7 protein-coding genes are annotated in these 12920 nt (G+C 63.3%); 3 read left to right on the forward strand and 4 right to left on the reverse strand.

Going from position 1 to position 12920, the window contains the following annotated elements; all coding sequences use genetic code 11:
• Positions 1 to 111: 111 nt before the first annotated feature.
• A complete protein-coding gene (locus tag BLU35_RS14070; protein ID WP_093233510.1) occupies positions 112 to 933 on the forward strand; it encodes a lytic murein transglycosylase in 822 nt (273 codons plus the stop codon).
• 88 nt (positions 934 to 1021) lie between these two features.
• On the opposite strand, the gene BLU35_RS14075 is transcribed toward BLU35_RS14070, so the two are convergent.
• Both BLU35_RS14075 and pdxY read right to left on the reverse strand, forming a co-directional pair.
• Positions 1022 to 1675 (reverse strand): carbonic anhydrase, encoded by a 654-nt coding sequence (locus BLU35_RS14075; RefSeq protein ID WP_058327505.1) that lies wholly within the window; start codon positions 1673 to 1675, stop codon positions 1022 to 1024.
• Positions 1676 to 1805: 130 nt separating this feature from the next.
• A complete protein-coding gene (pdxY, locus tag BLU35_RS14080; RefSeq protein WP_093233464.1) occupies positions 1806 to 2687 on the reverse strand; it encodes a pyridoxal kinase PdxY in 882 nt (293 codons plus the stop codon).
• A 285-nt stretch (positions 2688 to 2972) separates the two neighbouring features.
• Here pdxY and BLU35_RS14085 point away from each other — a divergent pair, with 285 nt between their 5' ends.
• Both BLU35_RS14085 and BLU35_RS14090 read left to right on the forward strand, forming a co-directional pair.
• A complete protein-coding gene (locus BLU35_RS14085) occupies positions 2973 to 7766 on the forward strand; it encodes an NAD-glutamate dehydrogenase (protein WP_093233465.1) in 4794 nt (1597 codons plus the stop codon).
• Positions 7767 to 7952: 186 nt separating this feature from the next.
• On the forward strand, positions 7953 to 9380 hold the full coding sequence (locus tag BLU35_RS14090; RefSeq protein ID WP_057252000.1) for an MFS transporter: 1428 nt from the start codon (positions 7953 to 7955) through the stop codon (positions 9378 to 9380).
• Between the two features lie 17 nt (positions 9381 to 9397).
• On the opposite strand, the gene purH is transcribed toward BLU35_RS14090, so the two are convergent.
• Positions 9398 to 11008 (reverse strand): bifunctional phosphoribosylaminoimidazolecarboxamide formyltransferase/IMP cyclohydrolase, encoded by a 1611-nt coding sequence (purH, locus tag BLU35_RS14095; protein WP_093233466.1) that lies wholly within the window; start codon positions 11006 to 11008, stop codon positions 9398 to 9400.
• A gap of 125 nt (positions 11009 to 11133) precedes the next feature.
• Entirely contained in the window at positions 11134 to 12819 is a 1686-nt protein-coding gene (locus tag BLU35_RS14100) for a heparinase II/III family protein (protein ID WP_093233467.1), read from the reverse strand.
• Between the last annotated feature and the right edge of the window lie 101 nt (positions 12820 to 12920).

Raw genomic sequence — 12920 nt, forward strand, 5'->3', positions numbered from 1 at the left:
CGGCTTCACGTGAAACCACGAAAAAGTTACCGCCGCTTCCGGCAGGTGACATGGCCGGCCAAGGCTGGCATTTTTGAAAGCAATGAGATTCGGGCTATGACGGGGTATTTCATGCACAGGGCAAAGTGCGTAGCGGTGGGGCTTGCTGCCCTGGTTTCGACTGTAGTTTTTCCGGCGGTGGCCTCCGCCGCCCAATGCGGCAACGACGGAAGCGGATTTGCTGCCTGGGTGCAGAATTTCAAGCAGGAAGCCTCAGGCAGCGGCATCAGCCCTGCGGTGCTCGACCGCGCCCTTTCCAGCGTCTCCTACAACAAGGCGACGATCCGCGCCGACCGCGGCCAGAAGAGCTTCAAGCTGTCGCTCGACCAGTTCATGCAGAAGCGCGGCGGTCAGACGATCATTTCCCGCGGCAAGAAGATGAAGCAGCAGAATGCGGCGCTCTTCACCAGCATTGAACGCCGCTTCGGCGTGCCCGCCGGCCCGCTGATCGCTATCTGGGGCATGGAAACAGGCTTTGGCGGCTTCATGGGCAAAGAGCATACGCTCTCGGCGGTTTCGACGCTCGCCTATGACTGCCGCCGCTCGGACTATTTCACCGACCAGCTCTATGCCGCCCTGCAGCTTGTACAGCGCGGTGACCTGAGCCCCGATGCGCGCGGTGCGGCCCACGGCGAGATCGGGCAGACCCAGTTCCTGCCGGCCAACGTCCTGAAATACGGCGTCGATGGCGACGGCAACGGCCACATCGACATGGTTCGCTCCAAGGCCGACGCGCTGGCCTCGACCGCCAACTTCCTGCGCGGTCACGGCTGGCAGCCGGGTGCCGGCTATCAACAAGGCCAGGCGAATTTCGGCGCGATCCAGGGCTGGAACGCGGCAACCGTCTACCAGCAGGCAATCGCCATCATCGGCGCCGAGATCGACGGCCTCTGATCGAACCCAATTCGCGCATCTCTCCGGATGCACGATGCCTTTCGGAAGATTGCAAAGCCCGGATCGTCGATTCGGGCTTTTTTGCTGGTTACATGCCCGGGCGGGAGAAGTCGCCGGTCGCGGGATCCATGATCCAAAGCTCGCCGGTCGAGATGTCGAACCAGGCGCCGTGCAGATGCAGCTTGCCCTTGGCTTCGAGGATCTGAACACAAGGGAAGGTGCGCAGGTTGGCAAGCGAGTTGCGGATCGAGACCCGCTCGAGCGCACGCTGCCGCTCCGCCTGGGTCATGACGTCGTTGCTTTGGATCTGCTCGGCGGCCGGCTTCAGGAGGTTCATCCAGCGACCGATGAAATCGCCCGGCGACAAGGGCTCGGCATCAGGATCGAGCACCGCCTTGATACCGCCGCAGCGGCCATGCCCCATCACGACGATGTCGCTGACGCGGAGCGACTGCACGGCGAACTCAAGCGCGGCCGACGTCGAATGGTAATGGCCATCCGGCTCATAGGGCGGCATGAGATTGGCGACGTTGCGCACGACGAAGAGTTCACCCGGCCCGCTGTCGAAGATCGTTTCCGGCGCCGCCCGCGAATCGCAACAGGCAACAACCATCGTCCTCGGCTTCTGGCCGGTTTCCGCCAGCACCTTGTAGCGCTTCTGCTGTTCGCTGAAGCGGCCATTCATGAAGTTGTGGTAGCCGTTCAGAAGGTGGTCCGGAAAACGCTGTTGCTGCTTGTCCATCGATTACTCCGCTGCTGCTTCGAGCGGGATGAGCGGACTTCCGCCCGCATCACGCCCCGCCATGAATATCATCATGACCTAAAGTTCAATCCACGATGCGACAAGGGCTGCTGCCCATGAACAGTTTCTTCTATTTGCGCCGCATCTGATTCGGATGCACCAGGCGGCGCATCTGCACCATCGCCATCGGCGTCGAAAGGCTCGAAGCGTCCTGCTCGATCGTCAACTCGTCGGCACCGCGTTTGACGCTCCGCGCGATGATCTCGAACACGCTTGCGGTCGCCATCTGCAATGCGCGCTCTTCCGATAGTCCTTCGAGAAGCCGCGCGAGAAACAGGGCAGTCAGCAAGTCTCCGGTGCCATTCGGCGGGTTCTCGACGAGCCGATGTTCGGCGAGCAGCGCGTGATTGCCCGAAAGGAAGAGATTGCCGGTACCGCCGCTCATCATCGGCACCGCTGAGGTCACCAGCACGCGGGCCGGACCGAGGCCGAGGGCGGCATCGAGGATCGCCGTATTGGTTTCCAGCGTCGCGCCGGCGAGCCAGGCGAGCTCGAAGCGGTTCGGCGTCGCCAGGTTGGCGAGCGGCAGCAGCTGGTCACGGATGGCCGTCGCGGTCGCCTCCGGAACATAGAGCCCGCCGGCGTCGCCAATGACGGGATCGCAAGCGTAGATCAGCTTGGGATTACGTTCCCTAAGAGCCGTCACCAACCGCGCGACACCTTCGGCCTGACCGGGCGATCCGAGATAGCCCGAAAGCACGGCGCGCACCTCCCCGACCCAGGGCGCGGCAATGAGATCGTCGATCATCGACTGGAAATCCGCGTCTGAAATGGTGACGCGGGTCGAGCGCCCGTGTCCGGGATGCCAGGGAAGAATGACCGTCGGAAGTGCCCAGACCGGATGCCCCAGCGTCTCCAACGCGAACACCGCGGCCCGGTTGCCGACCTTGCCACGCACGACATGGCTCGAGATGACGATGACGGCGCCGGGCAGGGAGGGCATTTCGGGCATCGACGAGTCCAATCCTTCGGTCTACAAACTCTGATCACCCGACTGTCACCGCCCTGTCAACAGGCGATGGCAGATAGGTCCGGTGGAAGCCGCTGGCGTTTTCGTACTTTTTCATCGATTTTCGAGCAATTTTCGCGAAATCGCCTTCGATTTAAATGGATTTAAGCTGTTTTCACGTGAAATTCTCCAATTTTCGGCTCGATTTTGCCGAATTCGGCGTAAAAAGCGGTCGCCATTAGCCATGGTTCTGATAGGGTTTGGCCTATCATGAGTGGGAGAGACTTCATGGGCGTGAAATACAATCCGAAGCGGGACAGACACATCGACGCAGCAAAGGCGGCCGCCATCAAACTGGGCGTCGACGCGCTGGCGCCGGAGAGCCTCTTCGGTGGGGCCAGCAACGACGACCTCGATCTTTATTCGGCGGACATGCTGGCGCTGATTGCAGCCCATGCGCATCGTGAACTCGCCCGCTGGGATGGCGGCAAGCCGCAGGTTTCGGTCGAAACCGTCGCCGGCGTCGCGCCGGGTGGCACCGAGGTTTCGATCATCGCGATCACCGAACACAACATGCCGTTCCTCTATGATTCGGTCATGGGGGAAATCACCAGCACGCACCGCGATATCCACCTCGCGATCCATCCCATCCTGGTCAAGGAACCGGGCAAGCCGGTAAAACTCTTCGATCCGGAAGAGGCAAGCGATCCGGCGCACCGCGTCAGCCACATCCAGATCCACTTGACGAAGCTGGCGCCCGTCGAAGCCGAGCAGCTCAGCAACCGCATCCGCGACGTGCTGGAGCAGGTACACCAGACGGTACACGACTGGCCGGCGATGACGGCGCTGCTCGACCAGGCCGTGCAGGAACTCGAGGCCTACAACGCCTCGCGCAAGAAGAGCGACCGTGATGAGGCGCTCGCCTTCCTTCGCTGGCTGCGCGACAACAACTTCACCTTTATCGGCATGCGCGAGTATACCTACTCGGGTAAGGGCGGAAAGGCGACGGTCGAGCGCGGCAAGGGCAGGGGCCTCGGCATCCTCTCCAACCCCGACGTGCGCGTTCTGCGCCAGGGCAAGGACGCAGTACTGACCACGCCGGAAATCCTCGCCTTCCTCGACGGCCCCGATTTCCTGATCGTCACCAAGGCCAACGTGAAATCGGTCGTCCATCGCCGCGCCTATATGGACTATATCGGCATCAAGCGCTTCGATGCCGACGGCAATGTCGCCGGCGAGTTGCGCATCGTCGGCCTGTTCACTTCCTCGGCCTATACCCGCCAGGCGGCTGAAATCCCGTTGCTGCGCCACAAGATCGAGAAGATCGTCGACCATTTCGGCTACGACCCGCAGAGCCACTCCGGCAAGATGCTGGACAACACGCTCGAATCCTATCCGCGCGACGACCTCTTCCAGATCGATGTCGGTCTGCTCGCCGCCTTCTGCGAACAGATCAACGAACTCGGCGACCGGCCGCGCATCCGCGTCCTGCCGCGCATCGACCATTTCGACCGCTTCGTCTCGGTCATCGTCTTCGTGCCGCGCGAACAATATGATTCCGACGTACGCGAAAAGATCGGCGACTACCTGAAGACCGCCTATGACGGCCGCGTTTCGGCCTATTACCCGGCCTTCCCCGAAGGCGGTCTGGCGCGCGTGCACTTCATCATAGGCCGCACCAGCGGCAAGACCCCGCGCATTCCGCAGGCCAAGCTTGAAGAGGCCGTTCGCGGCATCGTCACGCGCTGGATCGATCGGTTCGACCTTCTCGCCCGTAAGGACGGCATCGAGCTTGATGTCGACGGCGCCTACCAGTCGTTCTTCACGCCGGCGGAAGCCTATGCCGACCTTGCAGACATTGCCGCCTGCAAGGCGGAAGATCCGATCCGGATCTCGTTCTACAACTATAACCGCCCGGTCAACCGTCCTGACACGGCCGAGCTGAAGATCTTCCATGCCGGCGAGCCCGTGTCGCTGTCGCGCCGCGTGCCGCTGCTGGAAAACCTCGGCTTCCGGGTCATCAGCGAACAGACCTACGACCTCAATGTCGGCAGGCACGGCGAGGACAAGCACCGCGTGGTGCTGCACGACATGGAGCTGATCCATCGCGACGGCCTTGCGCTCAATCTCGAAAAGTCGGGTGCGGCGCTGGAGGAAGCCTTCCTCGCCGCCTGGAACGGCACGATCGAGGACGACAACTTCAACCGGCTGATCCTGCTTGCGGGCCTCAATGCCCGTGAAGTCACAGTGCTGCGCGCCTATTCCCGCTATCTGCGCCAGGCCGGCATCACCTATTCGCAGGGCTATATCGCCGACACGCTGAACAAGTATCCGGCGATCGCAGCCGATATCTTCAAGCTGTTCGTGACCCGGATGGATCCGAAGCTCGAGGAAAAGCCGCGTGCAAAGAAGTGCAGCGCCCTGCTTTCCGCGATCGAGGACGCGCTGTCTGCCGTTCCGAGCCTTGACGAGGACCGCATCCTTCGTCGCTACGTCAACGCGATCGAAGCGACGCTCCGGACCAACTACTTCCAACATGGCGCCGACGGCAAGCCGCGCGCGGTTCTCGCCTTTAAGCTTGACCCGAAGCAGCTCGACGGCCTGCCGGAACCGCGTCCGTTCCGCGAAATCTTCGTCTACGGCACCGAGGTCGAGGGCGTTCACCTGCGCTTCGGCAAGGTCGCCCGTGGCGGCCTGCGCTGGTCTGACCGCGCCCAGGACTACCGCACGGAAGTGCTTGGCCTCGTCAAGGCGCAGCAGGTCAAGAACGCCGTCATCGTGCCGGTTGGCGCCAAGGGCGGCTTCTATCCGAAGCAACTCCCCGTCGGCGGCACCCGTGACGAGGTCTTCAGGGCCGGTACCGAAGCCTACAAGACCTACATCCGCACTCTGCTTTCGGTGACTGACAACATCGTCGGCCAGGATATCGTGCCGCCCGCCGATACGCTGCGCCGCGATGGTGACGACCCCTATTTCGTCGTTGCCGCCGACAAGGGCACTGCGACCTTCTCCGACACGGCCAACGGCCTGGCGCAGGAAGCGGGCTTCTGGCTTGACGACGCCTTCGCCTCGGGCGGCTCCGCCGGCTACGACCACAAGAAGATGGGCATCACCGCCCGCGGCGCCTGGGAGACCGTCAAGCGGCACTTCCGCGAGATGGACATCGACATCCAGACGACGCCCTTCACCGTTGCCGGCGTCGGCGACATGTCCGGTGACGTCTTCGGCAACGGCATGCTGCTCTCGGAGAAGATCCGCCTGATCGCGGCCTTCGACCACCGCGACATCTTCATCGATCCGAATCCGGATATCGATGCCTCGTTCGCCGAGCGCACGCGCATGTTCGCTCTGCCGCGTTCGAGCTGGCAGGACTATGACCGCAAGACGCTCTCCGAGGGCGCGATGATCATCTCGCGTGCCGAAAAGTCGGTGACGCTCACGCCTCAGGCGATGGCCGCCATCGGCCTCGACAAGCAGAAGGCAACGCCCTTCGAGATCATGAATGCGATCCTGAAGAACCAGGTCGATCTGCTATGGTTCGGCGGCATCGGCACCTACATCCGCGGCAGCAACGAAACGGATGCGGAAGTCGGCGACCGCGCCAACGATGCCATCCGTGTGACGGCCGAAGAGGTCCGCGCCCGCGTCATCGGCGAGGGCGCTAACCTGGGCGTTACCCAGAAGGGCCGAATCGGCTTCGGCCTCAATGGCGGCCGCTGCAACTCGGACGCCATCGACAACTCGGCCGGCGTCAACTCCTCCGACGTCGAGGTCAACATCAAGATCGCGCTTGCTTCGGCCATGCGCGATGGTCGCCTGACCCGCCCGAAGCGCAATACGCTGCTCGCCTCGATGACCGAGGAAGTGGGCCATCTGGTGCTGCGCAACAACTACGAGCAATCGCTGGCGATCTCGCTGACCGCGATGCAAGGACTCGGCAACCGGACGACGCTTGGCCGGCTCATGACGCGCCTCGAGGCCGACGGCCATCTCAACCGCAAGGTCGAGACGCTGCCGACCGACCAGGCGATGACCGAGCGCTACCAGGCAGGCAAGCCGTTGACCCGCGCGGAAATCGGCGTGTTGCTTTCCTACTCCAAGCTCGTTCTCTTCGATGAACTGATCGCGAGCGAACTGCCCGACGATCCGTACTTCACGGCAACGCTGGAGCGCTACTTCCCGGCGAAGATGCGCAAGACCTATGCCGGCGACATTCACGGCCATCGTCTGCGCCGCGAAATCATCGCGACGATCCTCGCCAACGAGGTCATCAACCGCGGTGGCCCGGCTTTCGTCTCGACGCTGACGGATGCGACCGGCTTCTTCTCGGCCGACGTCGTCAAGGCCGCTGTGCTGGCGCTCGACGGCTTCGACCTGCCGCGCATCTATGACGAGATCGACGCACTCGACAACAAGATCGGCGGCGGCCTGCAGAACATCCTCTACCAGGAAGTCGGCCGCATCTTCACGCTCGTCACCGAGCGGGCGCTGCGGACCCATGCAGCGACCGGCTCGGTCTCCGAAGCCGTATCGCGCCTCGGCGACGGCCTGCAGAAGCTGCGCGCTACCATGCGGACCGCCGTCTCCGGCGAGAGTGCTGAAGAGGCCCGGTTGAAGACGGCTGCCTTCGTCGAGGGCGGGGTACCCGTCAAGCTCGCCGAGGAGATTTCGGAACTGGCGTTGATGACGCTCGTGCCCGAGATCATGCAGATTGCCGCTGAAACCGGTGAAACGCTGAGCCGCACGGCCCAGGGCTACTTCGCCGTCACCGATACGCTTCGGATCAACCGCCTGCTTGCGGCGTCCGATCGTGTTCCGGCAACGGAGCAGTTCGAGGCAATGGCTCTATCGCGAGCCGTATCCGATATCGCCGCCGCGCGGCGGGATATCACCGCGGCAGCGCTGCGCGAGCAGAAGAAGGACCGCAATCCGGTAGCCGCCTGGGAAGAGGCCGAACGCGTCCGTGTCGCCCAGGCGACGGGCCAGCTGCGGCTCCTGACCGAGAAGGGCGAAACGACGCTCGCCAAGATCACCGTTGCTGCTGGTCTGCTCAATGACCTCGCACGCGGTAGGGCGAAGTAAGACAGTTTATCCCGTACCGATCGGCGCGGGTTGGATGGATCCGACCCGCCTGAACGGGACAAATGCAGATGCGGGCAGTTTTTTCGTCCGCATCCTGCTCTGGACCTTTTGGAATCGGTGGGATTGAAGATAGGCTGCGCCGCGCGTTCGAGAGGACGCGCGGCGCAGTCGTTTCGGGAGGGGACCTTGCAGATTTCGGCCGAGAGGACTGAGGAACAACCGCGGGCGTCGCGCGCGGGCATCGCTGGCTGGATGCTGTTCGACTGGGCGGCGCAACCCTTCTTCACGGTCATCACCACCTTCATCTTCGGCCCCTATTTCGTCTCGCGACTGACGGAGGATCACGCCGTCGGCCAGGCGATGTGGGGCTACACACTCACCGTTTCCGGCATCATCATCGCGATCCTTTCACCGGTTCTCGGCTCGATTGCCGACGCGACCGGGCCGCGCAAACCTTGGATCGCCTTCTTCGCGGTCATCAAGATCATATCGCTGGCTATGCTTTGGTTCGCAGCCCCAGGCTCGCCGATCCTCTACCCGGCGATCTTCATGATCCTCGCAAGCATCGCGGCCGAGTTCTCGATCGTCTTCAACGATTCGATGATGCCCCGCCTCGTCCCGGAGAAAGACGTCGGCCGCATCTCCAACATCGCCTGGGGGCTCGGCTACCTCGGCGGCATGATCGTGCTGATCGCCGTCGTGGCGCTCCTTGCCGGCAGCCCCGAGACCGGCAAGACGGCAGCCGGCATCGATCCGTTGTTTGGTCTCGATCCTGCCAAGGGAGAGGATGCGCGCATCACCGGCCCGATCTCGGCGCTTTGGTACCTCGTCTTCATCCTGCCGATGTTCCTGTTCACCCCGGATGCGACTAAGGCGACCATGTCGCTTGGCAAGGCAACCGTCACCGGCCTTCGGGAATTGAAGGGCACGCTCGGCGAACTCAAGGAAAGAACGGGCATTCTGCGCTTCCTCATCGCGCGCATGATCTTCCAGGATGGCGTCAACGGCCTTCTGGCGCTTGGCGGCACCTTCGCCGCCGCAATGTTTGGCTGGCGGACGCTGGAACTCGGCATCTACGGCATCATCTTGAACGTCGTCGCCATCGGCGGCTGCCTCTATGCAAGCAGGCTTGATACGCGGCTCGGCTCCAAGGTCATCGTCACTGCCAGCCTGATCTGCCTGACATTGGCAACGATCGGCATCGTCTCGACCGGCCCGGGCTTCACCCTGTTCGGTCTCATGCCGCTGTCGACGGAGGATACCGGGGGCCTGTTCGGCACGGCGGCTGAGAAGGCCTACATCCTCTATGGCCTCTTGGTTGGCATAGCCTTCGGCCCGGTTCAGGCCTCGTCGCGTTCATATCTTGCCCGCAGCGTCAGCCTGGACGAGGCCGGGCGCTACTTCGGTCTCTATGCGCTTTCCGGCCGCGCCACGTCGTTCCTTGCCCCTGCCTCGGTCGCGACGATCACGCTTGCCACCGGTTCGGCCCGCATCGGCATGATGGCCCTCATCGCGTTTCTGGTCGTTGGCCTGTTGATCCTCCTGCGCACGCCCTATCCGGCTGACGACGGGCGCAAAAAAACCGCCGCATCCTTCGGACGCGACGGCCTCTGACTTGTCGTTCACGCGCCTTAGTGGCGGAAGTGGCGCATACCGGTGAAGACCATGGCAACGCCGTGCTCGTTGGCAGCGGCAATCACCTCTTCGTCACGCATCGAGCCGCCCGGCTGGATGACGGCGGTGGCACCCGCCGCGATCGCTGACAGCAGACCGTCAGCAAAGGGCAGGAAGGCTTCGGAGGCGACAGCGGAGCCCTTGGTGAGCGGCGTTGCGAGACCGAGCGCCTTCGCCGCCTCCTCGGCCTTGATCGCAGCGATGCGGGCGGAATCGACGCGGCTCATCTGGCCGGCGCCGATGCCGGCGGTCTGGCCATCCTTGGCATAGACGATCGCGTTCGACTTCACGTGCTTGGCCACCTTGAAGGCGAACTTCATGTCCTCGAGTTCCTGGGCCGTCGGCGCGCGCTTGGTCACGACCTTGAGCTCGAGATCTTCGACCATGCCGTTGTCGCGCGTCTGGACCAGCAGGCCGCCGGAAACGGTTTTGGCGGCAAGACCGGGGATGCGCGGGTCCGGCAGGCCGCCGGTCGAAAGCAGCCGCAGGTTCGGCTTGCGGGCGATGACCGCCTTGGCCGCATCGCTGACAGACGGTGCGATGATCACTTCGGTGAAGAGCTTGACGATTTCTTCCGCCGTTTCGGCATCGAGCTCCTGGTTGAGCGCAATGATGCCGCCAAAAGCCGAGGTGGAATCGCAGGCAAGCGCCCGGCGATAGGCTTCCGCCAGCGTCGGCGCCGTCGCAACGCCGCAGGGGTTGGCGTGCTTGATGATGGCGCAGGCCGGCGCCTTCTCGGGTAGGAATTCGGCGACCAGTTCGAAGGCCGCGTCCGTGTCGTTGATGTTGTTGTAGGAGAGCTGCTTGCCCTGCAGCAGCGTTGCCGTGGCGACGCCCGGGCGGTTCTCGCCGGTGAGATAGAACCCGGCCTTCTGATGCGGGTTCTCGCCGTAGCGCATCTCTTCCTTGAGCACGCCGCCGATTACCCGGTGGCGCGGCATCGGCGTATCGAGCGCCTCGGCGAACCAGTTGGAGATGGCTGCATCGTAAGCCGCGGTGCGGGCATAGGCCTTGGCCGCCATCTTCTGGCGGAAGGCATAGGTCGTCTTGCCGGCAGCAAGCTCTTCCAGAAGAACCGGATAGTCGGCCGGATCGGTGACGATCGTCACATAGGCATGGTTCTTGGCCGAGGCGCGGATCATTGCCGGGCCGCCGATGTCGATGTTTTCGACTGTGGTCGGATAGTCGCCGCCCTGGGCGCGGACTTCTTCGAAGGGATAGAGGTTGATGATCGCAAGGTCGATCGCGGTGATGCCGTGCGTCGACATCGCGGCGACGTGATCGGCATCGTCGCGGATCGCGAGCAAGCCGCCGTGCACGCCCGGGTGCAGCGTCTTCACGCGGCCATCCATGACTTCAGGAAAGCCGGTCAGTTCGGAAACGTCGCTCACCGGCAAGCCGGCCTCCGACAGCGCCTTGTGCGTGCCGCCGGTCGATACGAGCCGGATGCCCTTTTCGTGAAGAGCGCGCGCCAGATCGACGACGCCTGTTTTATCGGACACGGAGAGGAGGGCGGTGCGGACCGTAACCTCGTTCGGGGCGGGGATTTTCTTGGAGGCGACAGCCATCAACCATGCTCCTTTAGCGGCGCCGGACGCCCGGGAGGAGGCTCCGGCGGTTGGGATGGCTGCCCGTTAGCATAGCTTGTCTGCCGAAGGAACCTCAACGAGACGGCAACGCTAAAATAAGCACCTCAGTTCGCGCGCGAGAAGGTCCACTGGATCTCCGGCTGGCGGGCGACGGCGAAGGTTACGGTCAGTTGCGACGACGCGCGGATGCCCGAGGGATCGGCAAAGAAGATATCCTCTCCCACCGCAAGCTCCCCGTCCTGGCAGGCAAAGAGCCAGATCTCGCCATCCGGCGCGGTCAGAAAGATCTCGCGCGCATTATTCTGGCGGATGCCGACGGCCGGATGGATGTGGAAGCGCGCCACCGCCGTGGCCGTATTGGCCTCGTCCGGATCACTGCCATCTGCCCGCGACAGCCGGTCTCGACCACGGATCATACGGCCGCCGTTCAGGACGCCGATATCACGTTCGTGGACCAGGTCGAAGGCAGCGAGATAACCATCGTGACTTGCCGTCACCGACTCCAGCCCGCCGGGCTCGTCTTTCCGCGCCACCGTTACCTTGGAAACGCCTGTCGTCATGATCGGCCCCAGGAAACGGGACTGCGAGAAACGCGAAGAGGACGTGTCGTTGACGGTGACCGTTGAATGCGCGGCGGTCGTACGCGACATCTGCCGGAAACGGTCGCCGGCAAACTTCGGCGCGCCGGAATTGACGACAAAGCGGGTCTTGCCCGAGGACATTTCGAAGGACAGGCAGCCGGCATGAGCGCTGCGCGAAAGATCGACGGAAAGCGGCCGGCCGGTATCCATGATGACGACCGTGTTCTCGATCGCCAGACGCTCGTAATGCGCATGGGGCAGTGAACGGAACGGTTCGCCTGCCGTCTCGTCATAACGCAGCACCGAGGCCAGTTCGTGCGCCAGGACCGACGTCGCGCCGTTGAACAGCGCGAGCTCGCCGCCCTGATGGCGGAAAAAGCGCAGGGCCGGATACATGCGGTCGATGCAGGGGATCAGCCGCGACGGCACGTCATGGCCGAGATTGACGTAGGTCTGCCGAAGCGGCAGCAGATCGAGCAGCAATTCGAGCCCGGCCCGGGGGCTACGCGAGCAATGGCTGCCATCCGGCAGGATCTGGCGATCGAGTTCGAGGTCGAGATGGCGCGAGGCTTTGCGAATGGCGCTCGGCGAAGCTGGCATGGCGACCGACGCCATGGCAAGCGCAAGCCGCACCCGAAGCCTCGCCTCGCCATCGCGCACCGTCTCGGCGATATGGCGCAGGTAGCGCACCTGAAGCGCGAGACTCTTCAGGAAACGGCGATAGAAACCATGCTCCGCATTGCGCAAAACAACGGGCGAGTGGGAAAGCCAGGCAATGATGCGCTGGGCGATGATATCCGGATCCCAGGCAATGCCGCCGAGATCGCGGCCATGGGTGGCGATCCAGTCGTCGACGATCTGGCGCAAACGCACGTAGCCGGCATCCTCGCGGATCGCACGCAGGTGCCTCAGCCAGCCGAAGGAGTGCAGACGCGCCGCGAACTCGCGCGACGGCAGGTCGATCTCGAACGGCGATTCGCCTTCCGTATCGACAACGCGGCCGGCAAGCGGGAAACGACCAGCAAGAATTTCTTCGGCAACAAAGGGATCGACGGCTCTAAGATCGGTGGGCGCGACGATCAGGCGGTTGGGCGTCGAGCCGGTAAAGCGCAAAGTGGAGACGCGACCGATCGATAGCCGGCGCGACACGCGGCGCCAGCCTTCACGCACATACAGGTAAGAAAGCCTCCGCCTGCCGGAAAACAACATCAAGGTCGCCGGTTTCCTTATTTCTGGCACGACCGCTCAACATCTGAACGGGCGATGGTCTCGCGCCAGCCGCCGCATGGTGTCAGAGAGACCGTTAAACT

Source organism: Sinorhizobium sp. NFACC03 (genome assembly GCF_900103435.1).
Lineage (GTDB): Bacteria > Pseudomonadota > Alphaproteobacteria > Rhizobiales > Rhizobiaceae > Ensifer.

Coding starts and splice junctions, on each gene's coding strand:
- BLU35_RS14070 (WP_093233510.1), top strand. CDS start 112: ATGCACAGGGCAAAGTGCGTAGCGGTGGGGCTTGCTGCCCTGGTTTCG.
- BLU35_RS14075 (WP_058327505.1), bottom strand. CDS start 1,675: ATGGACAAGCAGCAACAGCGTTTTCCGGACCACCTTCTGAACGGCTAC.
- pdxY (WP_093233464.1), bottom strand. CDS start 2,687: ATGCCCGAAATGCCCTCCCTGCCCGGCGCCGTCATCGTCATCTCGAGC.
- BLU35_RS14085 (WP_093233465.1), top strand. CDS start 2,973: ATGGGCGTGAAATACAATCCGAAGCGGGACAGACACATCGACGCAGCA.
- purH (WP_093233466.1), bottom strand. CDS start 11,008: ATGGCTGTCGCCTCCAAGAAAATCCCCGCCCCGAACGAGGTTACGGTC.
- BLU35_RS14100 (WP_093233467.1), bottom strand. CDS start 12,819: ATGTTGTTTTCCGGCAGGCGGAGGCTTTCTTACCTGTATGTGCGTGAA.